Genomic DNA, 23,935 nt, shown 5'->3' with positions numbered 1-23,935 from the left:
GGCAAGGCAGGCGTGGTCAAGTCCAGGGCGCGTCTGGAAAAACCATTTGGCCGAATCGCGCCGCCGATGTTTTACTTGTGATGGCCATGGAGGGCGCGGCTTGATCGTCATTCGCAATGCGCATGAGCAGGAAGCGGCGGCCTTAGCGGCTATCGGCCTCAGGGCATGGCGTCAGGCAACCGCCGCACTCGGCATCACCGCGACGCTTCACGACAACGCGGCCAGCGCCTTTTCCAATTTCACCCGGTCATCATGGCTTGCCATTCGCGTGGCGGAATTTGGCGGCACGGTTGCCGGATGGGCGGCGCGGGAACATTTTGACGAGACGATTTCAGATTTCTGGATCGATCCGGATTTTCAGCGCCGGCAGGTCGGTAGCTTCCTGCTGGCCGATATTGAACGGCTGATAGCGGACAGGGGTTTTGAAACCATCCGGCTTGAAACACACGCCCAGAACGAACCGGCCGTCGCATTTTTCCGCCACCATGGCTACAGCGTCCGCTGGCTCTCAGTCTCCTACGCGCCGAAGCTCGATCGCGATGTGCAGTCGGTCGGCCTGCAAAAGCAGCTTGTCGAGATCGAGAGCGGTCTTTACGGCACGGAATTCTGACTGAGCCTTATCAGGCTGTTCACAAGCCGCACCGGCCAGTCCGGCATGATTGCCACTGACGCAACAAGGCCCGCTTGTAAAATTACGATGGAGAGCAGAATGCTGCGAAAGGGTTCCTTGCGCGTTTTGTGCCGCAGCAGGCGTTGAGCCGAAATTGCGCCCACGCTGCCGCCCAGAAAGGCGAGCCCCAGCAATGTGCTTTCGCGAATGCGCCAGCCGCCATTCCTCGCCGCTTGCCTGTCCCACCAATAGACAAGAAAGACGACTAGATTGAAGGCGACAAAGATCATGAAACACAGGGTAATCATCGTCATGATTTGAATTGAAAATCAGACGCGTAAAAATTACGTATGCAGAGCGCCGAAAATTCGGCGCTTCGTGCGACAGGGCGCAAGATGTCTTGCGCCCGCGCGCCATATGTTCTACCCACCAGAGCCAAAGAACCCGTATATCGTGAGCTTCAGATGACCCTTGTAGACGTGCGCACCCCCGACCCGAAACGCTTCATTCCCGGCGCCACCGGCGATTGGGAAATCGTGATCGGACTGGAAGTCCATGCGCAGGTTCTCTCCAATTCCAAGCTGTTTTCAGGTGCCTCCACCACCTTCGGCAATGCGCCGAATTCCAACGTGTCGCTTGTCGATGCCGCCATGCCCGGCATGCTTCCCGTCATCAACGAGGAATGCGTCAAGCAGGCGGTACGCACGGGCCTCGGGCTGAAGGCGAAGATCAACAACCGTTCGATCTTCGACCGCAAGAACTACTTCTATCCGGACCTGCCGCAGGGCTACCAGATTTCGCAGTTCAAGGACCCGATCGTCGGTGAGGGCACCATCACCATTTCGCTTGGTCCCGACCGTCAGGGCAATTTCGAGGATATCGAGATTGGCATCGAGCGCCTGCATCTGGAGCAGGACGCCGGCAAGTCCATGCATGACCAGCACCCGACCATGTCCTTCGTGGACCTCAACCGTTCGGGCGTGGCGCTGATGGAAATCGTTTCCAAGCCGGACATGCGCTCGTCGGATGAGGCCAAGGGTTACCTCACCAAGCTGCGCTCCATCGTGCGTTATCTCGGCACCTGCGACGGCAACATGGACGAAGGCTCGATGCGCGCCGACGTCAACGTTTCCGTGCGCCGCCCGGGCGAAGGTTTCGGTACGCGCTGCGAAATCAAGAACGTCAACTCCATCCGCTTCGTTGGTCAGGCCATAGAATATGAGGCGCGCCGCCAGATTGCCATTCTGGAGGACGGCGGCGCCATCGATCAGGAAACCCGCCTGTTCGATCCCGGCAAGGGCGAAACGCGATCCATGCGCTCCAAGGAAGACGCGCATGACTATCGTTATTTCCCCGACCCGGACCTGCTGCCGCTCGAATTCGACGATGCTTTCGTCGAAGCGCTGAAGGTCGATCTGCCGGAACTGCCCGACGACAAGAAGGCCCGTTTCGTGGCCGATCTCGGCCTGTCGGTCTATGACGCCTCGATCCTCGTTTCGGAAAAGGCAATCGCCGATTATTACGAAGCCGTCGCCGCCGGTCGCGATGCGAAGGCCGCCGCCAACTGGGTCATCAATGATCTTCTGGGCGCGCTCAATAAATCAGGCAAGGATATCGAAACGACGCCGGTTTCCCCGGAACAGCTCGGCGGCATCATCGATCTCATCAAGGCCGAGACCATTTCCGGCAAGATCGCCAAGGATCTGTTCGAGATCGTCTGGAACGAAGGCGGCAATCCGGCTGAAATCGTCGAGGCCCGCGGTATGAAGCAGGTGACGGACACCGGCGCCATCGAAAAGGCCGTGGATGATATCATCGCCGCCAATCCGGATCAGGTCGAGAAGGTCAAGGCAAAGCCGACGCTCGCCGGCTGGTTCGTCGGTCAGGTCATGAAGGCGACGGGCGGCAAGGCCAACCCGCAGGCGGTGCAGGCGCTGGTGAAGGCCAAGCTCGGTATCGAGGACGAGTAAGCGCAGGCTGCCTCGTGCCGTAGAAGCATTGAGGCCGACAGCTCTCATCCGTCATCCTCGGGCTTGTCCCGAGGATCTAATGACCCACAAGGTCAAACGTGCTCAGATCCTCGGGACAAGCCCGAGGATGACGTCGAGTACGAGGGACTGACATCACTTCTGCCGGGATCAACGCCCGGCATTTCTGTTTCAAGACGGAGCCAGATCATGTTTTTCATCCGCACAGCCAGCCTGCGTGACATCGAGCCGGTCCGGACGCTGCTCGCGACGACATGGCACGCCACCTATGACGCGATCTACGGCGCAGACAAGGTGAACGAGCTGATTGCCGCATGGCATTCGCCGCAGGCCATGAAGGACCGTGTCGAGAAAAAGGGCGGCGAGTTTCTCGTTGCTGATGACGGCAAGCGGATCGGTGGCATGGCCTATGGCTCCATGTCCACCAAGATGGCGAAGACGGCCCTGTTGCACCAGCTCTATGTGGCGCCCGATCTTCAGCGGCAGGGCGTCGGCCGCGATCTCTTCGCCGAACTGGAAACCTGCTTTCCGGATGCGGAAATCATGCGTCTTGAAGTCGAGCCTAAAAATACTGTCGCAATCGCCTTTTATGAAGGCGTCGGATTTGTCGAGGTGGACCGAATCGAGCGCATGGCCGGCATCGAGGGTTTACCCGGCATCGTTATGGAAAAGAGCCTGACCCGATGAATGCGACATTGCAGAAACTGATAATCCGTACGGCGCGCGAAGATGATCTTCCGGCGCTCGCCGCCATTTTCGCCGCCGACGAGATCGGCGGCCACGGTGACACCACCGACGAATCGGCGCAGCCCGATTATCTCGCGGCCTTCCGCGCCATTGCCGCATCGCCCAGCGAAACGCTTTATGTGGCGGAACTGGATGGCGAAGTGGTCGGCACTTTCCAGACGGCCATCCTCACCAAGCTCGTGGGGCGAGGGGCCAAATCCATGGTGATCGAGGCGGTGCAGACACGGTCTGACATGCGCGGACGGGGTATCGGTGCGGTGATGATCAATTATTGCCTTGAGGAAGCACGTCGTCAGGGCATGAATGCCGCCCAGCTCACCTCCAACATGGCCCGGCTGGACGCACATCGCTTCTATGAGCGACTGGGTTTCGAGAAGCGGCATTTAGGCTTCAGGATGAAGCTGAAATAGCGCCGATATATCTCGAAATGCTGGACAATTGCCGTGAGGGGCGGCATAAGCATGTCTTGTGCCGTGCGATTTAAAATCGCTGCAGCGCATTCAAGCCCGAGGAACGGATAATGAAGACTCTCCTGACGCAAATCTTCACCTGGTGGAATGGCCAGACGATCGGAACGCGGTTTCATACCTGGCGTTTTGGCAAGAAAGTCGGACAGGATGAGTTGGGCAATACCTATTACGAAGGCGGCACCACCTCTTGGGGCATGCCGCGCCGCTGGGTGATCTATAATGGTTATGCGGAAGCCTCGGCCATTCCGCCGGGCTGGCATGGCTGGATGCATTATCGCACCGACGTACCACCGAGCCAGGAAAGCTACGTCGCGCGCGACTGGCAGAAGCCGCATCAGCCGAACCACACCGGCACGTCCAAGGCCTATCGCCCCCAAGGGTCGCTGGCTGTTGCCGGCGAACGCCCGCGCGTGACCGGCGACTACGACGCCTGGACCCCCGGCAACTAAGCATCTTGTGATGCGCGGTGTTGTGCAAAACGCCGCGCTTGCATCCGGCCTCACCGGTTTTTGCCACATTCCGCCCTTAGGCGTTGATCCGGTCGGCGGTTCGACACAGGCAAATATTTGGAGACATATCCTATGAGGAAAATCACGCGGGATCGTTCTTTGCGTGCGCTGACAGTGTCGCTGTTTGCTGCGGTCTCTGCTGTCCTCATCGTATCACCCGTCGCCGCCGCCCGTCTGGAAAACCGCGTTGCAGTGTTTTCCGGCATCGACAAGATCACCGGCCGCATCACATCCTTTGATGTTTATATCGACGAGACGGTGCAATTCGGCGCGCTTCAGGTGACGCCAAAGGTCTGTTATTCCCGCGACCAGATGGAAACCCAGAAGATCGACGCTTTTGTCGAGGTCGATGAAATCACCCTCGACCGCAAGATCAAGCGAATCTTCACCGGCTGGATGTTCGCCGACAGCCCGGGCCTCAACGCCGTTGAGCACCCGATCTACGACGTGTGGCTGACGGGCTGCAAGCAGGACTCGGAAGTTCCTGCCCCTTCTACGGCCAGCAAATAATCACCGTCTGATCGGTAACTACCGCTGGCGCTTCAGCTTCTCGGCCATAGCGGCCAGGGTTTTGCTTCTGCTTTCGAGTTGTTCGATCATTTCTTCCCGCGTCAGTTCGGGTCCGATCACGATTGGAACGCTGAATTTGTGGGGCCGATCGCTGGCAGGAGGTGAGGGGAATCGGACCTCGGAAAATACCTTCTTTACAGCCGCTCGGGCTTGGTAAGTGCTGTTCCTGATGTTTTTGACCTGTACGGCCTGCATTTTCCCCGTCTGGTCGACGCGAAAACTGACAAGGAGCACCTGCTGATTTTTCGTCCGCACGACCTTGAATTCGGGTCGGCCGGTTGCGCCCGCCAGGGCGCGTGAAACTTCGTTTCGCCAGGCGGCTTGCGGGTTGGGGCGCTGTTCAGCGGCCGTCGCCGTTGCTACCAGTGCCAGCGTTAACAAGAAGGCCGCGATCCAGCGCATGATCATCCCCCAATAAATGAAATATCATGATCGGATAAGTCAAGTTTTTGCGGGTTGCAAGAAAAATCTAAGGTTGTTTTCAGTGCGGATTTTCTTGGGCGATCAATTTATCAAAGGGCACATCCGGCCGGTCGACGGCTGCTTCCAGTATCGTCGCATATTCCGATTTTGGAATGTCGATTGCGCCGAATGTTTTCAGGTGCTCGGTCGTGAATTGCGTGTCGAGCAGGGTAAACCCCTGCTGCCGCAACCGCTCCACCAGATGCACGAGGCAAATCTTCGAGGCGTTGGTGCGGCGGGAAAACATGCTTTCGCCAAAGAACGCGGCCCCCAGCGAGACGCCATAAAGACCGCCGACCAGTTCCTCGCCCTCCCACGCTTCAACGCTGTGGGCATGGCCGATCTGGTGCAGCTCGGTATAAAGCCTGCGAATGGTGGCGTTGATCCAGGTGCTCGGCCTGTCAGGCGCTTCCGCCGCACATCCCGCCATGACAGCTTCGAAGGCGGTGTTGAAACGTATGTCGAACGGCTTCTTGCGTATCGCCTTGGCGAGACTTTTGGAAACGTGAAAATCATTGAGCGGGATGATGCCGCGTATCTCCGGCTCGACCCAGAAAAGCTCAGGATCGTCAGCCGAGTCGGCCATGGGAAACAGGCCGGCGGAATAGGCGCGCAGCAGAATATCGACCGTTATGTCGTTGTTTCTGCTGCGCCGCCCAGCCATATCGTCTTAGTGAGACGCGTCACCGGCCAGATACTTCTCCAGCCAGTGAATATCGTAATCGCCGTTTAGAATATCCTCATTCTGGAGAAGATCCTGGAAAAGCGGCAGCGTGGTCTTGATGCCATCAACGACGAATTCGTCGAGCGCCCGACGCAGGCGGCGGATGCACTCGTCACGGTCGCGACCGTGAACGATGAGTTTGCCGATCATGCTGTCGTAGTAAGGCGGGATCTTGTAGCCCTGATAGGCACCCGAATCGACGCGCACGCCAAGGCCGCCCGGTGTGTGGAAATAGGTCAGCGTGCCCGGCGAGGGAACGAAGGTGCGTGGGTCTTCGGCATTGATACGGCATTCGATGGCGTGGCCATGGAATTCGATATCCGCCTGCGTGACCGACAGGCCCTGACCTGAAGCGACCCTGATCTGCTCCTGCACGAGATCCATGCCGGTGATGGCTTCCGTTACCGGATGCTCCACCTGCAGACGGGTGTTCATTTCGATGAAATAGAACTCGCCGTTTTCATACAGGAACTCGATGGTGCCGGCGCCGCGATATTTCAGCTTGCGCATGGCGTCAGCGCAAATTTCGCCAATCTTCATGCGCTGTTCGACTGTCAGTGCCGGTGAATTGGCTTCTTCCAGCACCTTCTGGTGGCGGCGCTGCAACGAGCAATCGCGTTCGCCAAGGTGAACGGCATTGCCTTCACCATCGCCGAAAACCTGCACTTCGATATGGCGCGGCTTGCCGAGGTATTTTTCCATGTAGACGGCATCGTTGCCGAAGGCTGCTGCCGCTTCGGAGCGGGCCGTCGCAACGGCTTCTTCCAGATCGGCTTCGGTCTTCGCCACTTTCATGCCGCGGCCACCACCGCCTGCCGTCGCCTTGATGAGGACGGGGAAACCGATCGTGCGTGCGATTTCCATCGCGTTTTCAGGCTTCACCTCGCCATCGGAGCCGGGAACGACGGGGATGCCGAGTTCCTGCGCCGTCTGCTTGGCGGTGATCTTGTCGCCCATGATGCGGATATGTTCGGCGGTCGGCCCGATGAAGGTGATGCCGTGCGCGTCGAGAATATCGGCGAACTTGGCATTTTCCGACAGGAAGCCGTAACCGGGGTGAACGGCGTCCGCACCGGTGATTTCGCAGGCCGCAACGATCTGATGGATGTTGAGGTAGCTGTCACGCGAAGGCGGCGGGCCGATGCACACGCTTTCGTCGGCAAGGCGCACATGCATCGCATCCGCATCGGCCGTGGAGTGCACGGCGACAGTCGGAATGCCAAGCTCTTTTGCGGCGCGCAGGACGCGCAGCGCAATCTCGCCACGGTTGGCTATGAGGATCTTCGAAACCATGCTGAACCGCCTTTATTCGATGACCACGAGGGCTTCGCCATACTCCACGGGCTGTGCGTCGTTGACGACGATTTCCACGACCTTGCCGGACTTGGGGGCCGGGATCTGGTTCATGGTCTTCATGGCTTCGACGATGAGGATGGTCTGGCCTTCCTTGACGGTCGCGCCCACTTCGATGAAGGGACGGGCGCCTGGAGCAGGCGACAGGTAAACCGTGCCGACCATCGGCGAGGAAACGGTGTTGGCCGGGTTGCGGGCCGGTGCTGCAGGTGCGGCCGGGGCAGCAACTGCCGGTGCGGCTGCAGGCGCTGCTGCTGCCGGTGCGGGCGCATAAGCGGCGGGTGCTGCGGCATAGACCGTGGCGGGAGCGGGAGCCGCGCGGGAAACGCGGATACGCAGGTCTTCCTGCTCCACTTCGATTTCCGAAAGGTCGGTATCATTGAGGATATTCGCGAGTTCGCGGATCAGTTCCTTGTCGATACCCTGTTTCTTTTCAGACATGACAAACCCTATTCTTTGTTTCTTTTTATGCCGTGATGTTCTTCAGCGCATGAAGCGCCATGACGTATCCATATGGTCCGAAACCGCAGATCATGCCCTTGGCTGCGGGCGAGACCATCGATTTGTGACGGAATTCTTCCCGTGCATGGATATTGGAGATGTGCACTTCCACGACCGGAGTCGAAATTGCGCGAATGGCGTCGTGCAGGGCGATGGAGGTGTGGCTGTAAGCGCCGGGGTTGATGACGACACCCGCCGCCCGCTCGCCCGCCTCATGCAGCCAGTCCACGAGCACGCCCTCGTGGTTGGATTGGCGAAATTCCACCGAAAAGCCGAGATCGGCTCCGGCGTTCACACAATCGTTTTCTATGTCTTTCAGCGTTTTGCCACCGTAGATACCCGGTTCCCGTTTTCCCAGCATGTTGAGATTGGGGCCGTTGATGACGATGATGATGTTGCTCATTCGCGTTTCCATAAGAAAATCAGCGACACCTATAGACTGCGCAGCCTTCAAGGAAAAGCCCCTGCAAGCCCTAAAGCGCAGGGGCTGCCCCTTATCTCACAGGCAATAAAGGCCTTTCGTCTGAATCACGAGCAGGTTGCTTTGCCGCAGCTGCGCATGTTGGCGATTTTTTCCTTCAGCGGGTCTGCACCGACAGCACCGAAAACCGCCTCGTCGCCGACGATATAGGAGGGTGTTCCGGTAATGCCGAGGCTGGTTGCCAGCTTGTAGGTTTCCTGCACCTGCGCGTCATTGGGGTTTTCAGCCATGGATTTGCGGATATCGGCTTCCTTGAGGCCAAGCGAGGTTGCGACTTCCATGGCGCTGTCTTCATTGGCCCGTCCACGGCCGCCAAGCAGGGTGCGCTGGAATTCGGCATATTTGGCCGGCGCCAAAAGCTTCACGGCGTTGGAGACGCGGTGTGCGGCAACCGATTCCGGCCCGAGGATCGGAAACTCCTTGAGGACGACGCGGACCTTCTTGTCGCCCTTCAGGATATTGTCCATGTCGCCCATGGCGCGTTTGCAATAACCGCAATTATAGTCGAAAAATTCGACCAGCGTGACGTCGCCATCGGGATTGCCGAGCGCCAGGTCGTATTTCGATTCGAAGATGGCCTTCTTGTTGTCGGCAACCGCTTCCGCGGCCTTGGCGTTGCGCGAGGCATATTGCTTGCGTTCAAGCGCATCCTGAACCTCGAGCATGATTTCCGGGTTCTCGATCAGATACTGCTTGATGAACTCGCCCATTTCCTTCTTCTGCTTCTCATCGAGCGCGTGGGCGGGCAGGCCGGCGAATACCGTTGAAAGGGCCGTCACGCTGGCGAGAAGGGTGGAACGGAGAAAATGCGCCATATCGGTCCTCATTCTGTTCGGCCGCAGCCTCTTGAAATCTTATGAAGGCAATTACCTTACTTTAAGCCAAATGCCATACGGCAAAAATACTTGTCCGCATTATGATCGCATGATTGTGAAGATTGTGATTCTGCGGCAAGTCTGCGAAATACGGTTCAGGAAAGAGCATGCCCTTGATTACGATGTCGAAGCGGAGCGCAGTCGAACCCTTTCACGCCATGGACATTTTGGCGGAAGCGAACAGGCGCAGGCAGGCGGGACGCCCCGTTATTTCCATGGCGGTCGGCCAGCCTTCCCACCCCGCGCCGAAAGCCTCGCTGGAAGCGGCTCAAGAAGCGCTGAAACACGGACGCATCGGCTATACCGACGCGCTCGGCCTGCGCGAGCTGCGCGAGGCGATCGCCGGCCATTACCGGCTGCGCCATCAGGTGGCCATCGATCCGGCGCGCATCGCGGTGACGACAGGTTCGTCCGCCGCCTTCAATCTTGCCTTCCTCAGCTTGTTTGATGCCGGTGATCATGTTGCCATCGCAAGGCCCGGTTACCCCGCTTATCGCAATATTCTGAAAGCGCTCGGTCTTAATGTCGTGGAAGTGCCCGTCACGGCCGAAACCGGCTACACGCTGACACCGGCAAGTCTGGAACGCGCGGAAACGAAAGCGGGCTGCAAGTTGAAGGGCGTGCTTCTGGCAAGCCCCGCCAATCCCACCGGCACGGTTACCGGCCGTGAGGCGCTGAAGCGGTTGGCGAGCTATTGCGAAAGCCGCGACATGGCCTTCATTTCCGACGAGATTTATCACGGACTGACCTTCGTCGGGGAGGAAACGAGCGCGCTCGAAATCACCGATAGTGCCGTGATCATCAATTCGTTTTCCAAATATTATTGCATGACCGGCTGGCGCATCGGCTGGATGGTGCTGCCCGAAAATCTCGTCCGTCCGGTCGAGTGCCTGGCCCAGAGCCTCTATATTTCACCGCCGGAACTCTCGCAGCTGGCGGCGACCGCGGCTTTTTCGGCGGCGGAAGAACTCGACGTCTACCGGGAAAGCTACCGCACCAACCGCGATTTCCTGATGGCGCGCCTGCCGGAAATCGGCCTGCCTCTGGCCTCTCCGATGGATGGGGCTTTTTACGCCTATGTCGATACCAGTCGTTTTTCCAATGACAGCATGGATTTCGCCAAGCGTATGCTGGCGGAAATCGATGTGGCGGCGACACCGGGCATGGATTTCGATCCCGAGGAGGGTCACAGGGCGCTGCGTATTTCCTATGCGGGTTCGGTATCGGACATTGCCGAGGCGGTGGGACGTATTGCCGGCTGGCTGAAATAAGCCCGCAACGTCCGCCTTTTTCCGAAATCAGGCGGGCGTGCAGCCGAAGGTGCTGACGAAAGCCTTTTCGCCTTTTGCCGTGAAGGTCAGCACACGACCGTTTCCGCGCCGCAACCAGTCGCGCTGCTGCATGGCGTCAAGCAGCGATGCGCCGAGCCCGCCGCCGAGGTGATGGCGGCGTTCGCTCCAGTCCAGACAATGCAGACACAACGGCCGCCGCGCCTTTTCGAGCGGCGAAAGATCGATACCGAAGCTCGAGAAGAAATCGCGCCCGTCATCCGTCAGCGCCGGGTCATCACCTGATGTCACCAGTCCCTTGGCGGTAATGGCGGAAAGTAGCGCAACACCGCTTTCCCCGGCCAGGTGGTCGTAGCAGATGCGTGCCTCTCGCAGCGCCTTGTCCTTCGGCCCGGTGCGTACACGGACCGCGCCCGTTCGCTGCGCAAGACCCATCAGCGCTTCCAGAACCTGCGCCACATCTTCGTCGGAGAGACGGAAATAACGGTGCCGCCCCTGTTTTTCCGCCTTCAGCAATTGTGACTCAGAGAGCTTGGAAAGGTGCCCGCTGGCGGTCTGCAGGGTCACGCCGGCGGCTTCCGCAAGCTCGCTTGCCGTCAGCGCACGTCCATCCATCAGCGCCGTCAATATGTTGGCGCGGGCGGGGTCACCGATCAGGGCGGCGACATTGGCGATAAGGGGTCCATCCTTCATACTTCGACAATAACCGAAGCATTGATGCGGAGCAATGGTATAAAAGGGAGAGACAGAACATGAGGAGACCAACGATGTTGACCTGTTTCATCCGCTATGAGATCGACCCTTTCAAGGTCGATGCCTTCGACCGTTATGCCCGTAACTGGGGCGAGGCGATCCCGCGCTGCGGTGCTGATCTCATCGGTTATTACGCGCCCAAGGAGGGGTCGAGCACCATTGCCTATGGTGTCTACAACATCGAAAATCTCGCCGCTTACGAAGCCTATAGGGCGCGGCTTGCCGCCGACCCGGCGGGGCGGGAAAACTATGAGTTCGCCCGCCGCGAGCAGTTCATCCGCCGCGAGGACCGGCTGTTCCTGCGCCTCACCTCCGCCCCGCAGACGGGAGGCGGGCAATGATCGCCGTGATCTTCGAGGTCTGGCCGGCTGAGGGCGAAAAACAGCATTATCTCGATATAGCCGCCGGCCTGCGGGCCGAACTCGAAACAATCGATGGTTTCCTGTCCATCGAAAGGTTTCAGAGCATCAGCAATCCGGAGAAGATGCTCTCGCTTTCCTTTTTTCGGGATGAGGAGGCGGTGAGGGCGTGGCGCAACACCCTGCCACATCGCACGGCGCAAGCTCTGGGCCGATCCGGCGTCTTTTCCGACTATCGCTTGCGTATTGCACATGTGATCCGCGATTATGGCATGTTGGAACGGGAGGAAGCGCCAGCCGACAGCCGGGACGCCCATTCGATAGAGGGGAGCAGCTTGGGCTGAGATTTCCAGCATCAGTTTTTCTGTATGCCGCTGCAAGGCTTTCTGGTTCGAACTCATCCTTGAAACCCGTTATAGATGGGTCAATGTGGTGCAGGACCACCCGTTGGACTGGATATGGAGAAAAGCGATGTCGGCAGAAAAAGTGGCTATTGTAACGGCAGGCGGCAGCGGCATGGGCGCGGCTGTGGCCAAACGCCTGGCGGCGGACGGTTACAGGCTCGCAATCCTGTCCTCTTCCGGCAAGGGCGAGGCGCTGGCGAAGGAACTGGGCGGTATCGGTGTCACCGGCTCCAACCAGTCCAATGACGATCTCCAGCGGCTGACGGATCAGACGCTCGAGAAATTCGGCCGCATCGACGTGCTGGTCAATAGCGCCGGACATGGCCCGCGCGCCTCCATTCTCGATATTACCGACGAGCAATGGCACACCGGTCTCGATGTTTATCTGATGAACGTCATCCGCCCGACGCGGATCGTAGCGCCCATCATGGTGAAGCAGAAGGCCGGTGCGATCGTCAACATCTCGACGGCCTGGGCTTTCGAACCGAGCGCCATGTTCCCGACATCGGCGGTGTTCCGCGCCGGCCTTGCCTCCTACACCAAGATTTTTGCCGATACCTATGCGGCCGACAATGTGCGCATGAACAATGTCCTGCCCGGCTGGATCGACAGCCTGCCGGGCACGGAGGAGCGCCGCGAGAGCGTGCCGATGCAGCGCTACGGCAAGAGCGAGGAAATCGCTGCCACCGTGGCATTCCTCGCGTCCGAAGGGGCAGGGTATATTACCGGGCAGAATATCCGGATTGATGGCGGGCTGACTCGGTCTGTTTGACGCGCGGTCATACCGACACTCTTTCCTGTGACATCGTCTGGGGCTCTGGCACCGACAAAACAAAACGCCCGCAACGATGTTGCGGGCGTTTTTTATTAAGTGTCACTTCTCTCAGAAGAAGCCTTTGCGCTGCCACCAGCCACCCTTGCGTGGCTTCGGCTCATCGCCATCAGGGTTGCTCGCGGGCGAACCGGAAGAGGTGACGACCGGTACCGAACTGGAGACATTGCTGCCCCGGTTTGCGCGGGTCTTTTCTTCCGCCGCAGGAGCGTCCGCTTCCGGTGCCAGATCGGCCGAGGCTTCACCGACCTCTTCGATGGCGACATCGACAACAGTCGCTTCAACGATGACAGGCTCGATGATTACCGGCTCGACCGTTTCGACGGTTTCAGCCTTCGGCGCCTCTTCGGTTTCGGTCTTGGTTTTCGCCTTGCGGGTGCGGCGGGGCTTCTTCGGGGCTTCTTCTGCCACGACGTCGGCAACCACGCCTTCCACCACTTCGGCGGCGGTGGCGGGCTCTTCCGTTACCGGCGCTGCGGCGGAAACCTCTTCACCTTCCGTCTCGCCGTCGGTGCCTGCAGCATCGAGAGCATCGTCACGGTTGCGGCGGCCGCCACGCTTGCCGCGACGACGGCGCTTGCGCTTGCCGTCTTCGTCGGAATTTGCGGTTTCGTTCACGCCGTTTTCGTCGGCATCGCCATCGGTGTCATCAGCTTCGGCGCTGTCGTCATCGCCTTCAACATCATCGGCGTCATCGCCGGCCTGGCCATCGAGCGCACCGTTCTGGTCGTTCTGACCGCCCTTGCCACGACGGCGGCGGCGACGCTTGCGCTTGCGCTTGCCGTCCTCGCCATTGTCGCCCTGCGGCTGCTGGCGTGGTTGGGCGCTCTCGGCCTTGACGATTTCTTCCTCGTCTTCGTCCTCTTCCACCTCGATGACGATATCGTCTTCTTCTTCGACGAAGTTCGGCAGCATCTGGATGAGGCTTTCGATCTTCACCGGATTTTCGACGGCTTCGCCGCGATCGATGGCGAAATGCTGTGCACCGACACCGGCGTCAGCTGCGATGATGATGGCGACGCCGAAGCGGCCTTCATAATCAACGATCGTGCCGCGCTTGTGGTTGAGCAGGTAAAGCGCCGTTTCCGGCGTGCAGCGCACGGTGATGTTATGGGTGGTGTTGCGCAGCAGATATTCCTCGACGCCGCGCAGCACATGCAGCGCGATGGAGGATTCCGAACGGACGTGGCCCGTGCCGCCGCAATGCTGGCAGACCTGCGTGGTCGATTCCAGCACCGAAGCGCGGATGCGCTGGCGCGACATTTCCAGAAGGCCGAAATGCGAGATGCGGCCGACCTGGATACGGGCGCGGTCGTTCTTCAGGCAATCCTTGAGCTTCTTCTCGACGGAGCGGTTGTTGCGCTTTTCTTCCATGTCGATGAAGTCGATGACGACAAGACCGGCAAGGTCGCGCAGACGCAGCTGGCGCGCCACTTCTTCCGCCGCCTCGAGGTTGGTCGTCAGCGCGGTTTCCTCGATGGAATGCTCGCGGGTCGAACGGCCGGAGTTGACGTCGATCGAAACCAGCGCTTCCGTCTGATTGATGATGAGGTAACCACCCGACTTCAGCGTGACCTGCGGCTGCAGCATGCGGTCGAGCTGGGCTTCGATACCGGAGCGCGAGAAGATCGGATGAATGTCGCGGTAAGGCTGAACCACCTTGGCGTGGCTCGGCATCAGCATCTTCATGAAGTCTTTCGCTTCACGATAGCCTTCCTCGCCGGAAACGATGATCTCGCTGATATCCTTGTTATAAAGGTCGCGGATCGAGCGCTTGATGAGCGAGCCTTCCTCGTAAACGAGGCAGGGGGCGGTGGAATTCAGTGTCAGCGTGCGGACGTTTTCCCACAGGCGCATCAGATATTCGAAGTCGCGCTTGATCTCGACGCGGGTGCGGTTGGCGCCTGCGGTACGCAGAATGACGCCCATGCCCTGCGGAACCTCCAGATCGCGCGCGATTTCCTTCAGCCGCTTGCGGTCAGTCGGCTGTGTGATCTTGCGGGAAATGCCGCCGCCACGCGCGGTATTCGGCATCAGCACGGAATAACGGCCGGCAAGCGACAGATAGGTGGTGAGTGCGGCACCCTTGTTGCCACGTTCTTCCTTGGCGACCTGGACCAGAAGGATCTGGCGGCGCTTGATGACTTCCTGGATGCGGTACTGCTTGCGCGGCTTGCGGGCGACGCGATCCGGAACTTCTTCCATGGCGTCTTCGGCGCCAACGGATTCAATGACTTCCTTTTCGTGATGATCGTCATCATCGTCTTCGTCATCATCATTGCCGCGACGAAGGCCTTCGACTTCCTCGGAAATCGTGTCGGTATCGACCATTGCGGCCATTTCGCCGCCGGTGCTGCCATCGTCTTCGGAAGACGCATCCGCTGCCTCGGCTGCGATTTCTTCAGCTGTCTTCTTCTTGGCGCGGGGGCGGCGAACGCGCTTCTTCGGCTTTTCTTCCTCGGCGGGCGCTTCCTCCGCAACGACCTCAACGGCCGTTTCCTCAGAAACCGCTTCCGCGACGGGGGCAGCTTCTTCGGTGGCAACGGCCTCGGTAGTTTCGCTTGCGGAAACGATGCCGACGTCAGGCTGATCCACCTGCGACAGGTCGATCATCGGCGCGCCGGGCTCGGGCGCATCGGCCGATTCGAAATCGTCGCTGCGGCGGTGATCCTCGGCTTCCGCCTTCAGCAGGGCCTGACGGTCGGCGAGCGGAATCTGGTAATAATCCGGATGGATTTCCGCAAAAGCGAGAAAGCCGTGGCGATTTCCACCGTAGTCCACAAAGGCCGCCTGAAGGGAAGGCTCAACGCGGGTAACCTTGGCAAGGTAGATATTGCCGCGGATCTGTTTCTTGTGTTCCGATTCAAAATCGAATTCTTCGATCCGGTTCCCACGGACAACGACTACGCGTGTCTCCTCTTCGTGGGAGGCGTCGATAAGCATTTTGTCTGCCATGTAAGCTGTGCTCCTCGGCGCAGCCTTGTTTTATACGAGAACAGGCCCGCCACATGGACGAGCCTTTCATATGAGTGCAAGGATGTGCCGGAAATGAAGTCTCCAGCCGGGCCTCTGTAAACTGGCAGCATCCGGACCGACGGCGAGGCGCTTGGCCTGCTCCTGGTATCCGGTTCATGTGAAAACTGCTGCGACATCATTGGCCAGGCGGAACGACAATAATATATAGACCCCTTGGGATCCGATGAATTTGCTCTCCTCAGAGCAGCGGTGGCAGGGCCACCGGGTAGGTCTCCGGCCACGGCCGGAATTGATCCAGTTTCAGGATAAATGTAACGACGGCAGATGATTGCCCGATGTGCAGCGCCAGCGTCTTTTTCGATTGGCAGCCGGCGGGCATCTATCCCGTCAACACTTTTAACCCTCACATGCGTTGTATGTTTTCTCTGTCATAATAGCAATAGGCTGGCTAAATATGCCATATTATTGGTGGAATTTCCGGGTTAACAATTGGTTCACCAAGGCCTGCGATTGTGGGGCGCAAAGGCGCAAATACTCGTACGGCGTGGTTGAAACGGCACCGTTACCGGCGTTTTCCCGCGCTGTTTATCGAAAATGACTGATATACGGAATTTCTTGAAGGCCATGGATTTCACGCGCAACGCAGCGATTTCAGGTGGGGCAGGGCGGCTTGGCGCGCGAATCGCGCGGGCTTTGGCGGCCTTGGCATTTTATGCCGTCACCTCAGTCTCCGTCGTTCCGACGGCCCATGCGGCAGAGCCGCTCGTCGCCCACCAGGCGCGGATCATCGGTGATGAGGCGCGCACGCGCATCGTTCTCGATTTTGCCGAGGAGCCGGAATTCGACGTTCACTATCTCGATTCGCCCGCCCGCATCGTCGTCGACTTTCCCGCGGTGAATTTCGCGTTTCCCACTTCCGACCTGAAACCGACCGGGCTTTTTTCGGATATTCGCTTCGGCACCATGGGCGAGAACAGCGCCCGCATCGTGCTGACGGCGAAAAAGCCGGTTCAGGTGACGGTCGCCGAAACGAAAAAGGGCGATGACGGGCAGTCTTTCCGTTTTGTGCTCGATGCCGAGATCACAACGAAGGGCAAGTTTGCAGAGCTGGTGAAGGACCAGCAGTGGCAGGCGCCGGCCCCGGTGACAACAGCCGCGATCACGCCCGACGACAAGACATCACGGCCGGCGGAATTTGTCATAGCCGTCGATGCCGGCCATGGCGGCATCGATGCAGGTGCCACCGGCGGCACGACGGGCACCGAGGAAAAGGTCATCACTTTGACCTTTGCGAAGGAGCTTGTGGAGCGGTTGAACCGCGAACCCGGCATCAAGGCCTTTCTCACCCGCGATTCCGACACCTTCCTCGCCTTGTCCGAACGGGTGACGATCGCCCGCCAGAACAATGCCAATCTCTTTATATCCTTGCACGCTGACACGCTGAAGCAGAAGGGCATTCGTGGTGCGACCGTCTACACCCTGTCGGACCGGGCATCGGACCGACAGGCACAGGAGCTGGCGGAGCGCGAAAACAAGTCAGACCAGATTGCCGGCGTTGCCGCTTCCACAGAGCCGCCGGAGGTCGCCGATATTCTTCTCGATTTCACCCGCCGTGAAACCCAGGCCTTTTCGGTAACGCTGGCCGAAAACATCGTTTCCTCCTTTGAGGGGCAGGTTGGCCTCATCAACAATCCGCACCGTTACGCCGGTTTCATGGTTCTGCGCGCCCATGATGTGCCGTCGGTGCTTCTTGAGCTTGGCTTCCTTTCGAATGCGGAAGACGAAAAGCTGCTTCTCGATATCGAGTGGCGCAAGAAAGTGGCCGACACATTGGCAACGGCCGTTGGGAGATACCGTTCCAAGGCCCTGGCGAACGGCGGCTGATGGCGGCAGGGGTGCGGTGGAGACGTTGTTGCCGCCCTGCCATTGATCGTGGAAAAAGCTGTTCAATTCTTGGGCTTGCGGTCGATTAACGACCCCAAGCCCTATTTTACTCACATTCGCCGCGTTACTCGGAAACCGGATTCGGTGGCAATCCGTAAAGCGTCGGTGCGTGATTGCGGGCCCGCGGCCCGGTAACATATCAGCGAATGCTGCCATATCCGGCTTGTCATCGAAGGTATGGTGTGCAAAACGGCACGCGATATGCAAATATGCGCCCGTATTTTGTCGGGCGTGGATGGTTACGATTCGAATTATCGGTAGCTTGGTATGATCAGACTGATTGGATATTTTTTCGGCTTGGCCAGCGTGCTCTTCCTGTGCGCCGCCGTCGTCGGTGCGATTTATTTGCACGGCGTGACGAAGGACCTGCCGGATTATGCAGTTCTGAGCACGTATGAACCGCCGGTAACCACCCGCGTGCACGCCGGCAACGGTGCGCTGATGGCGGAATATGCCCATGAAAAGCGGCTGTTTCTGCCGATCCAGGCTATTCCCGACCGCGTGAAGGCCGCGTTCCTTTCCGCCGAAGACAAGAATTTCTACAATCACCCCGGTGTCGATATCTGGGGTCTTGGTCGCGCCATTCTCGTCAATCTCCAGAATGTCGGTTCCGGTCGCCGTCCGGTCGGTGCATCCACCATCACCCAGCAGGTGGCGAAGAACTTCCTTCTGACCAACGACCAGACCATCGACCGCAAGCTCAAGGAAGCCATTCTCTCCTTCCGCATCGAGCAGACCTATTCCAAGGACAAGATCCTTGAGCTTTATCTCAACGAGATCTTTTTCGGCCTGAATTCCTACGGCATCGCTGGTGCATCACTCACCTATTTCAACAAGTCGGTAACGGAACTGACGATCGCCGAGACCGCTTATCTCGCATCGCTGCCGAAGGGGCCGGCCAACTACCATCCGATCCGTCGCGAAAAAGCTGCTCTGGAGCGCCGCGACTGGGTGATCGATCGCATGGCCGAAAACGGCTACATCACCGTCGCCGACGCCGCGGATGCCAAGAAGCAGCCGCTCGGCGTCAACCTGCGCCGCGGCGGCGCGCATATTCCCGCCTCCGATTATTTCGCCGAGGAAGTCCGCCGCCAGATCGTCGAAAAATTCGGCGAGGAGGCGCTTCTTGAGGGCGGTCTTTCGGTCCGCACCTCCTTTGATCCGCAAATCCAGATGGAGGCGCGCAAGGCGCTTCAGGACGGACTTGTGCAATATGACGAACGTCGCGGTTTCCGTGGACCAGTGGAGAAGATCGAGACGGCTGGCGACTGGACGGCGGCGCTGGCCAAGGTCAAGTCCCTCCGGGACGTTCCCGAATGGAAGCTTGCTGTTGTCCTCGCCGTTGCCGCCGATGGCATCGATATCGGTGTCCAGGCCGACCCTGATGCGGAAGATGGCGACAAGCGCACGCGCGGTCATATCTCCGCTGAAAACATGCGCTGGGCCTTTCGTGATGCGAGCGGCAAGAAAGCGACCGCCAAGTCGCCGGTCGGCGTTCTGACGGCGGGCGACGTTGTCTATGTGCAGCCGCTTTCCGGCTCCGGCAACGAATACCGTCTGCGTCAGCCGCCAAAAGTGCAGGGCGGCATGGTGGTGATGGACCCGCATACCGGCCGAGTTTTGGCCATGGTCGGCGGCTTCTCCTATGCGCAGTCGGAATTCAACCGCTCCACGCAGGCCATGCGTCAGCCGGGTTCCTCCTTCAAGCCGTTCATCTATGCGGCCGCGCTCGACAATGGCTACACGCCGGCATCGGTCATTCTCGATGCACCGATCGAGGTGGTGTCCGGCGGTCAGGTCTGGAAACCGCAGAATTACGGCGGGGGTTCTGCTGGTCCTTCGACCCTGCGTCTCGGTATCGAAAAATCCCGTAACCTGATGACCGTGCGCCTGGCGCAGGACATGGGCATGAACCTGGTGGCGGAATATGCCGAACGCTTCGGCATCTACGACAAGATGCCGCCGCTTCTGTCCATGTCGCTCGGCTCGGGTGAAACCACCGTCATGCGCATGGTCTCGGCCTATTCGGTCCTTGCAAATGGCGGCAAGCAGATCAAGCCGACGCTTATCGACCGCATTCAGGACCGTTACGGCAAGACGATCTTCCGCCACGAGGAACGCGCCTGCGAGGGGTGTAACGCCACCACCTGGCACAATCAGGACGAGCCTGTCATCGTTGACAATCGTGAGCAGGTTCTCGACCCGATGACCGCTTACCAGACGACCTCCATGCTGGAAGGCGTCGTGCAGCGCGGCACGGCGGCGGGCAAGATCAAGGTCGATCTGCCTGTTGCCGGCAAGACGGGCACGACCAATGATGAAAAAGACGCGTGGTTCGTCGGTTACACGCCGGACATGGTCGCCGGTCTCTATATCGGTTTCGATTCGCCTGCACCTCTGGGGCGCGGCGGCACGGGTGGTTCGCTGTCGGCGCCAATCTTCGGTGAGTTCATCGCCGATGCGGCCAAGCATCTGGAGCCGAGCAAGTTCATCGTTCCCGCTGGCATGAACTTCGTCGCCGTCAACCGCAAGACCGGCATGGCGGCGGCTGAAGGCGAACCGGACACGATCATGGAAGCCTTCAAGCCCGGCACGGGTCCGGCTTCCACCTTCTCGGTGATTGGTGCGGAAGGTTACATGTCGCAGGAAGACATTCTGAAGACGTCGCCGCAGGCACAGCAGGCCATCACCGGCGGTGGTGGCGGTCTTTATTGACAGCAGTCATGACGTTTGGCGGGGGCGCGGGTCTTTACATCCGCGCCCCCCGCATTTATTTGAGCAACGAGTTTCAATGAAGGTGAAGAACCAGCGAAATGCGCAATGAAATCGTGAACGTAGTCGATGAAATCAAGCAGGCCATAAGCCTGCTGAGGAGGCATCTTTGACTGGGACCAGGCGATAAGACGACTGGACTGGTTGAACAATAAGGCAGAGGATCCGACCCTCTGGAACGACGCCTCCGAAGCCCAGAAGCTGATGCGCGAACGCCAGCAACTGGATGACAGCATCAACGGCGTCAAGGCGCTGGAGCAGCAGCTCAAGGACAATATCGAGCTGATCGAACTCGGCGAGATGGAAGGCGATGACGAGATCGTCAAGGATGCCGAAGATGCGTTGAAGGCGCTGCGAAGCGAAGCGAACCGCCGTCAGGTGGAAGCCATGCTTTCCGGCGAGGCAGACAGCAACGACACCTATGTGGAAGTGCATTCCGGCGCAGGCGGCACCGAAAGCCAGGATTGGGCGAACATGCTGCTGCGCATGTACACTCGTTGGGCCGAGCGTCAGGGCTTCAAGGTCGAAGTTCTCGAAATCCACGACGGCGATGAAGCGGGCATCAAGTCGGCCACGATCCTGGTCAAGGGTCACAACGCCTTCGGCTGGATGAAGACGGAATCGGGCGTTCATCGCCTCGTTCGTATTTCGCCCTATGACAGCAATGCCCGGCGCCACACCTCGTTTTCCTCCATCTGGGTCTATCCGGTGGTCGATGATTCGATCCAGATCGACATCAATGAAAGCGATTGCCGCATCGACACCTATCGTTCGTCAGGTGCGGGTGGTCAGCACGTTAACACCACGGACTCGGCTGTGCGTATCACGCATATTCCAACCGGCATCGCCGTCGCCTGCCAGCAGGAACGCTCCCAGCACAAGAACCGCGCCAAGGCGTGGGATATGCTGCGCGCCCGTCTCTACGAGGTGGAACTGCAGAAGCGGGAAGAGGCCGCCAATGCGCAGGCGGCGTCCAAGACCGATATCGGCTGGGGCCACCAGATCCGTTCCTACGTTCTGCAGCCCTACCAGCTGGTCAAGGACCTGCGCACCGGCGTGGAAAGCACCGCGCCCGGCAACGTGCTTGATGGTGACCTGAATGAGTTCATGGAAGCCGCGCTTGCCCACCGCATCAGCGGTGGCGCGAATGTGGAAGTCTCGGATATCGATTAAGACGCCCTGATGCGTCGATCGGAAAGTTGCCCCTCGCAAAACCGTTGCGAGGGGTTTTTCGTTGGAGGACACGCATGAAACAGGCGCTTTATATCGTCGACGTCCAGCCAAGCTTCAGTCCGCCGGCCTCGCTCGTGGCGGAGATATCCGCGCTCGCTAAAACCATGCCCAGCATCGCCACCGTTGAACGCCATGATGAAGGTGTTACCCCCTTCGAACGGCAACTGGGCTGGAAGCCGGGCAGCGATGATGTGTCGCTCGTGCCGGCAGATCGCATATTCATCAAACACGGTTATGCGCCACCCCGGGAGGTTATCGACTACCTCCTGTCTCTGAAACTCGACCGTGTGCTCGTCTGCGGCATTCAGGCCGATACCTGCGTGCTGGCCGCCGGATTTGCCCTGTTCGATGCGGGGCTGCACCCCACGCTATTGCCGTGGTTGACGGTGGGCTCCAGTCTCGACCGGAGCGGTGAACTGGGTGCGAGATTGTGGAAGCATCATTTCGGGGCGGTTCTCACCGGGGCACATGAGCTGAACAACTAGCGTGTTCCGGCACACCGGTCAGGGCCGGAATCGCGAATAGGTTGCCTCCAAATACTACGTTAGTTGGAGGCTTTCTCGACCTTCATCTCACCCAGCTCGTCGATAAGGATCGTCCAGCTCTCCGCTTCCTTGGCCATCGGGTCCGTCTTCAGATAGACGGTCACGAACAGGCCGGGTGAGGCGGAGGCGCCATTCGAGCTTTCCGGACGGATATCCGTGACATAGGATTTCATCTGGCTGAATTCTTCAAGCTCGATATTTTCGAGCAGGCTTGGTCCGTCGGCGGTAAAGACGATGCGCTGCAGGTAGATTTTCGCAGTGCCGTCGCCCTGGCGGATCGCAATGACCTTGTAATAGCCCCGTGTCGGCGAGGCAGGCGGTGGCCGCAATTGTCCGTCAGGGCCTTTTACGGGCTCCAGGTTCCGGTCTTCCCACATGCCGCTGCTGACGACGAATATGGCGGAAACGGGCAGCGTGTCGATCGCCGGCGTCTGCGCCCGGGCAGGCAAAGCAGCCATGGCGAGAAGCAGAGCAGCGAAGAGCGTTTTTTTGACGTGCATGGCAATCGTGGTGGTTGGTTTAATTGTTGAACTGTTCGGCGAGAACCCGGTCCGACCAAGAACGATCCGGATCCGATAGAATTCTCGCCGTCCTGTCCTGCGATTGTGCGATCCTGACGTGACGAACGGATTTGACCTCGGTATGGTCGGCCACCGCGTTCACCGGGCGTTTGTCGCGCTCGAGAACATGAATATCGACGGTTACCTTATTCGGCAAAAGCGCGCCGCGCCAGCGTCGCGGCCGGAAAGCGCTGACCGGGGTCAGTGCCAGAAGCGGTGATTCGAGCGGCAGGATCGGCCCATGGGCGGAGAAATTGTAAGCCGTCGAGCCTGCAGGGGTCGCCACCATCATGCCGTCGCAGATCAGTTCCTCCAGCCGTACCTTGCCATCTACCTCGACACGCAGCTTGGCGGCCTGATGCGACTGGCGAAACAGGCTGACTTCGTTCATTGCGAGCGCGGTAAACTCATCGCCGTCGGAATCCGTCGTCGTCATGCGCAGGGGATGGAAATCATTGCCGCTCGCCACAGCGATGCGCTGGGTGAGGCCGTCCACCCGGTAGTCATTCATCAGGAAACCGACGGACCCCCGGTTCATGCCATAGACCCGCTTGCCGGAATTCATCGTCTCGTTGAGAATCTGCAGCATGAAACCGTCGCCGCCGAGCGCAACGATCACATCGGCCTCTTCGAACGGCGTATCATCATAAACGGCTTTCAGCTCTTTCAACGCCATCTGCGCCTCCTCGGATGGGGAGGCGACGAAGGACAGTGAATAGGTAGAATGCGACATCCGCTTCCCTCAACAACGGCGCAGACCGGAACCGGCCCGTGCAGGACGCTGTAAACCGTTGAAGCGGTTCGAAATCTTTAAACCTCAACCGGGAGGTAGATAACAAGCCGCCAGACGCACCCTTGGTACATGAAGACGACGGCAGACGACAAGGCCTTTCGAACCGCCAAGCGTTCCATTGCGAAGCGTCTTGCAGTTCCGGTCCACAGCTTCTTGATTTGCGCCCGCCGACAAGGGTTGCGATG

25 protein-coding genes are annotated in these 23,935 nt (G+C 59.2%); 14 read left to right on the top strand and 11 right to left on the bottom strand.

Translation table 11 applies throughout. The features are described from left to right. Positions 1 to 100: 100 nt before the first annotated feature. Positions 101 to 610 (top strand): GNAT family N-acetyltransferase, encoded by a 510-nt coding sequence (locus O8B93_RS13075; RefSeq protein ID WP_269710428.1) that lies wholly within the window; start codon positions 101 to 103, stop codon positions 608 to 610. Here the strand turns inward: O8B93_RS13075 and O8B93_RS13070 are convergent. After that, positions 592 to 924: a DUF1294 domain-containing protein gene (locus O8B93_RS13070; RefSeq protein ID WP_269710427.1), complete on the bottom strand. Its 333-nt coding sequence runs from the start codon at positions 922 to 924 to the stop codon at positions 592 to 594. The two genes, O8B93_RS13075 and O8B93_RS13070, sit on opposite strands and share 19 nt — an antisense overlap. A 150-nt stretch (positions 925 to 1,074) precedes the next feature. On the opposite strand from O8B93_RS13070, the gene gatB reads away from it, so the two are divergent. From gatB to O8B93_RS13045, 5 genes are all read left to right on the top strand, one after another. Next, positions 1,075 to 2,580 (top strand): Asp-tRNA(Asn)/Glu-tRNA(Gln) amidotransferase subunit GatB, encoded by a 1,506-nt coding sequence (gene gatB / locus O8B93_RS13065; protein WP_269710426.1) that lies wholly within the window; start codon positions 1,075 to 1,077, stop codon positions 2,578 to 2,580. A 207-nt stretch (positions 2,581 to 2,787) separates the two neighbouring features. Then, positions 2,788 to 3,285, top strand: a complete 498-nt coding sequence (locus tag O8B93_RS13060; protein ID WP_142839643.1) for a GNAT family N-acetyltransferase — start codon at positions 2,788 to 2,790, stop codon at positions 3,283 to 3,285. After that, a complete protein-coding gene (locus O8B93_RS13055; RefSeq protein ID WP_269710425.1) occupies positions 3,282 to 3,755 on the top strand; it encodes a GNAT family N-acetyltransferase in 474 nt (157 codons plus the stop codon). The genes O8B93_RS13060 and O8B93_RS13055 overlap by 4 nt, the downstream gene beginning before the upstream one ends. Before the next feature lie 110 nt (positions 3,756 to 3,865). Continuing rightward, on the top strand, positions 3,866 to 4,264 hold the full coding sequence (locus O8B93_RS13050) for an NADH:ubiquinone oxidoreductase subunit NDUFA12 (protein WP_046800275.1): 399 nt from the start codon (positions 3,866 to 3,868) through the stop codon (positions 4,262 to 4,264). 132 nt (positions 4,265 to 4,396) lie between these two features. Then, the gene (locus tag O8B93_RS13045) at positions 4,397 to 4,834 is read left to right on the top strand and encodes a DUF2155 domain-containing protein (RefSeq protein ID WP_269710424.1); all 438 of its coding nucleotides are present in this window, start codon (positions 4,397 to 4,399) and stop codon (positions 4,832 to 4,834) included. A gap of 18 nt (positions 4,835 to 4,852) precedes the next feature. Here the strand turns inward: O8B93_RS13045 and O8B93_RS13040 are convergent, their stop codons facing one another. From O8B93_RS13040 to O8B93_RS13015, 6 genes are all read right to left on the bottom strand, one after another. Then, a complete protein-coding gene (locus tag O8B93_RS13040) occupies positions 4,853 to 5,296 on the bottom strand; it encodes a hypothetical protein (RefSeq protein WP_269710423.1) in 444 nt (147 codons plus the stop codon). Between the two features lie 79 nt (positions 5,297 to 5,375). Next, complete coding sequence (gene aat / locus O8B93_RS13035; RefSeq protein ID WP_269710422.1) at positions 5,376 to 6,020, bottom strand: leucyl/phenylalanyl-tRNA--protein transferase; 645 nt, start codon at positions 6,018 to 6,020, stop codon at positions 5,376 to 5,378. 6 nt (positions 6,021 to 6,026) lie between these two features. Then, on the bottom strand, positions 6,027 to 7,373 hold the full coding sequence (gene accC / locus O8B93_RS13030) for an acetyl-CoA carboxylase biotin carboxylase subunit (protein ID WP_080834223.1): 1,347 nt from the start codon (positions 7,371 to 7,373) through the stop codon (positions 6,027 to 6,029). 12 nt (positions 7,374 to 7,385) lie between these two features. Further along, the gene (accB, locus tag O8B93_RS13025; RefSeq protein WP_269710421.1) at positions 7,386 to 7,874 is read right to left on the bottom strand and encodes an acetyl-CoA carboxylase biotin carboxyl carrier protein; all 489 of its coding nucleotides are present in this window, start codon (positions 7,872 to 7,874) and stop codon (positions 7,386 to 7,388) included. Between the two features lie 25 nt (positions 7,875 to 7,899). After that, positions 7,900 to 8,337, bottom strand: coding sequence for a type II 3-dehydroquinate dehydratase (aroQ, locus tag O8B93_RS13020; protein WP_006312617.1), 438 nt, complete (start codon positions 8,335 to 8,337; stop codon positions 7,900 to 7,902). Between the two features lie 125 nt (positions 8,338 to 8,462). Continuing rightward, positions 8,463 to 9,230 carry a DsbA family protein gene (locus tag O8B93_RS13015; RefSeq protein ID WP_269710420.1) on the bottom strand — a complete coding sequence of 256 codons (768 nt, stop codon included), beginning with the start codon at positions 9,228 to 9,230 and terminating at the stop codon, positions 8,463 to 8,465. A 173-nt stretch (positions 9,231 to 9,403) separates the two neighbouring features. On the opposite strand from O8B93_RS13015, the gene O8B93_RS13010 reads away from it, so the two are divergent. Then, positions 9,404 to 10,561, top strand: coding sequence for a pyridoxal phosphate-dependent aminotransferase (locus O8B93_RS13010; RefSeq protein WP_269710652.1), 1,158 nt, complete (start codon positions 9,404 to 9,406; stop codon positions 10,559 to 10,561). A 27-nt stretch (positions 10,562 to 10,588) separates the two neighbouring features. Here O8B93_RS13010 and O8B93_RS13005 read toward each other — a convergent pair whose 3' ends face one another. After that, positions 10,589 to 11,272 carry an ArsR/SmtB family transcription factor gene (locus O8B93_RS13005; RefSeq protein ID WP_269710419.1) on the bottom strand — a complete coding sequence of 228 codons (684 nt, stop codon included), beginning with the start codon at positions 11,270 to 11,272 and terminating at the stop codon, positions 10,589 to 10,591. Positions 11,273 to 11,346: 74 nt separating this feature from the next. On the opposite strand from O8B93_RS13005, the gene O8B93_RS13000 reads away from it, so the two are divergent. The 3 genes from O8B93_RS13000 to O8B93_RS12990 all read left to right on the top strand — a co-directional run bounded on the left by O8B93_RS13000 (position 11,347) and on the right by O8B93_RS12990 (position 12,867). Continuing rightward, positions 11,347 to 11,673, top strand: coding sequence for an NIPSNAP family protein (locus tag O8B93_RS13000; protein WP_269710418.1), 327 nt, complete (start codon positions 11,347 to 11,349; stop codon positions 11,671 to 11,673). Continuing rightward, positions 11,670 to 12,035 carry an antibiotic biosynthesis monooxygenase family protein gene (locus tag O8B93_RS12995; protein ID WP_269710417.1) on the top strand — a complete coding sequence of 122 codons (366 nt, stop codon included), beginning with the start codon at positions 11,670 to 11,672 and terminating at the stop codon, positions 12,033 to 12,035. The genes O8B93_RS13000 and O8B93_RS12995 overlap by 4 nt, the downstream gene beginning before the upstream one ends. A gap of 127 nt (positions 12,036 to 12,162) precedes the next feature. Beyond that, the gene (locus O8B93_RS12990; protein WP_269710416.1) at positions 12,163 to 12,867 is read left to right on the top strand and encodes an SDR family oxidoreductase; all 705 of its coding nucleotides are present in this window, start codon (positions 12,163 to 12,165) and stop codon (positions 12,865 to 12,867) included. A gap of 111 nt (positions 12,868 to 12,978) precedes the next feature. Here O8B93_RS12990 and O8B93_RS12985 read toward each other — a convergent pair whose 3' ends face one another. Then, on the bottom strand, positions 12,979 to 15,882 hold the full coding sequence (locus O8B93_RS12985) for an Rne/Rng family ribonuclease (protein WP_269710415.1): 2,904 nt from the start codon (positions 15,880 to 15,882) through the stop codon (positions 12,979 to 12,981). Between the two features lie 645 nt (positions 15,883 to 16,527). Here O8B93_RS12985 and O8B93_RS12980 point away from each other — a divergent pair. The 4 genes from O8B93_RS12980 (at position 16,528) to O8B93_RS12965 (ending at position 22,337) form a co-directional block, all read left to right on the top strand. After that, a complete protein-coding gene (locus O8B93_RS12980; RefSeq protein WP_269710414.1) occupies positions 16,528 to 17,787 on the top strand; it encodes an N-acetylmuramoyl-L-alanine amidase in 1,260 nt (419 codons plus the stop codon). A gap of 327 nt (positions 17,788 to 18,114) precedes the next feature. Next, on the top strand, positions 18,115 to 20,562 hold the full coding sequence (locus O8B93_RS12975) for a penicillin-binding protein 1A (RefSeq protein WP_269710413.1): 2,448 nt from the start codon (positions 18,115 to 18,117) through the stop codon (positions 20,560 to 20,562). 98 nt (positions 20,563 to 20,660) lie between these two features. Further along, positions 20,661 to 21,792, top strand: a protein-coding gene (gene prfB, locus O8B93_RS12970; protein ID WP_269710412.1) for a peptide chain release factor 2 whose coding sequence is annotated in 2 segments (ribosomal slippage) — positions 20,661 to 20,729 and positions 20,731 to 21,792 — 1,131 coding nt in all. Because the reading frame shifts where the segments join, the coding sequence is not laid out codon by codon here. Positions 21,793 to 21,866: 74 nt separating this feature from the next. After that, positions 21,867 to 22,337 carry a cysteine hydrolase family protein gene (locus tag O8B93_RS12965; RefSeq protein WP_269710411.1) on the top strand — a complete coding sequence of 157 codons (471 nt, stop codon included), beginning with the start codon at positions 21,867 to 21,869 and terminating at the stop codon, positions 22,335 to 22,337. A gap of 59 nt (positions 22,338 to 22,396) precedes the next feature. On the opposite strand, the gene O8B93_RS12960 is transcribed toward O8B93_RS12965, so the two are convergent. Together O8B93_RS12960 and O8B93_RS12955 are read right to left on the bottom strand one after the other, a co-directional pair. After that, positions 22,397 to 22,897: a hypothetical protein gene (locus tag O8B93_RS12960; protein ID WP_269710410.1), complete on the bottom strand. Its 501-nt coding sequence runs from the start codon at positions 22,895 to 22,897 to the stop codon at positions 22,397 to 22,399. 19 nt (positions 22,898 to 22,916) lie between these two features. Beyond that, positions 22,917 to 23,690, bottom strand: coding sequence for an NAD kinase (locus O8B93_RS12955; protein ID WP_269710409.1), 774 nt, complete (start codon positions 23,688 to 23,690; stop codon positions 22,917 to 22,919). Between the last annotated feature and the right edge of the window lie 245 nt (positions 23,691 to 23,935).

This window comes from Martinezella rhizogenes, assembly GCF_027460065.1.
In the GTDB taxonomy this organism is placed as follows: Bacteria; Pseudomonadota; Alphaproteobacteria; order Rhizobiales; family Rhizobiaceae; genus Agrobacterium; species Agrobacterium rhizogenes_C.
This window is presented reverse-complemented; position numbering and strand designations above follow the sequence as displayed.

Coding starts and splice junctions, on each gene's coding strand:
- O8B93_RS13045 (WP_269710424.1), top strand. CDS start 4,397: ATGAGGAAAATCACGCGGGATCGTTCTTTGCGTGCGCTGACAGTGTCG.
- O8B93_RS12975 (WP_269710413.1), top strand. CDS start 18,115: ATGATCAGACTGATTGGATATTTTTTCGGCTTGGCCAGCGTGCTCTTC.
- O8B93_RS13050 (WP_046800275.1), top strand. CDS start 3,866: ATGAAGACTCTCCTGACGCAAATCTTCACCTGGTGGAATGGCCAGACG.
- O8B93_RS13070 (WP_269710427.1), bottom strand. CDS start 924: ATGACGATGATTACCCTGTGTTTCATGATCTTTGTCGCCTTCAATCTA.
- O8B93_RS12985 (WP_269710415.1), bottom strand. CDS start 15,882: ATGGCAGACAAAATGCTTATCGACGCCTCCCACGAAGAGGAGACACGC.
- O8B93_RS12980 (WP_269710414.1), top strand. CDS start 16,528: ATGGATTTCACGCGCAACGCAGCGATTTCAGGTGGGGCAGGGCGGCTT.
- O8B93_RS12965 (WP_269710411.1), top strand. CDS start 21,867: ATGAAACAGGCGCTTTATATCGTCGACGTCCAGCCAAGCTTCAGTCCG.
- O8B93_RS13055 (WP_269710425.1), top strand. CDS start 3,282: ATGAATGCGACATTGCAGAAACTGATAATCCGTACGGCGCGCGAAGAT.
- O8B93_RS12955 (WP_269710409.1), bottom strand. CDS start 23,690: ATGTCGCATTCTACCTATTCACTGTCCTTCGTCGCCTCCCCATCCGAG.
- O8B93_RS12960 (WP_269710410.1), bottom strand. CDS start 22,897: ATGCACGTCAAAAAAACGCTCTTCGCTGCTCTGCTTCTCGCCATGGCT.
- gatB (WP_269710426.1), top strand. CDS start 1,075: ATGACCCTTGTAGACGTGCGCACCCCCGACCCGAAACGCTTCATTCCC.
- aroQ (WP_006312617.1), bottom strand. CDS start 8,337: ATGAGCAACATCATCATCGTCATCAACGGCCCCAATCTCAACATGCTG.
- O8B93_RS12995 (WP_269710417.1), top strand. CDS start 11,670: ATGATCGCCGTGATCTTCGAGGTCTGGCCGGCTGAGGGCGAAAAACAG.
- O8B93_RS13015 (WP_269710420.1), bottom strand. CDS start 9,230: ATGGCGCATTTTCTCCGTTCCACCCTTCTCGCCAGCGTGACGGCCCTT.
- accC (WP_080834223.1), bottom strand. CDS start 7,373: ATGGTTTCGAAGATCCTCATAGCCAACCGTGGCGAGATTGCGCTGCGC.
- O8B93_RS12990 (WP_269710416.1), top strand. CDS start 12,163: ATGTCGGCAGAAAAAGTGGCTATTGTAACGGCAGGCGGCAGCGGCATG.
- O8B93_RS13040 (WP_269710423.1), bottom strand. CDS start 5,296: ATGCGCTGGATCGCGGCCTTCTTGTTAACGCTGGCACTGGTAGCAACG.
- O8B93_RS13000 (WP_269710418.1), top strand. CDS start 11,347: ATGTTGACCTGTTTCATCCGCTATGAGATCGACCCTTTCAAGGTCGAT.
- aat (WP_269710422.1), bottom strand. CDS start 6,020: ATGGCTGGGCGGCGCAGCAGAAACAACGACATAACGGTCGATATTCTG.
- O8B93_RS13005 (WP_269710419.1), bottom strand. CDS start 11,272: ATGAAGGATGGACCCCTTATCGCCAATGTCGCCGCCCTGATCGGTGAC.
- accB (WP_269710421.1), bottom strand. CDS start 7,874: ATGTCTGAAAAGAAACAGGGTATCGACAAGGAACTGATCCGCGAACTC.
- O8B93_RS13060 (WP_142839643.1), top strand. CDS start 2,788: ATGTTTTTCATCCGCACAGCCAGCCTGCGTGACATCGAGCCGGTCCGG.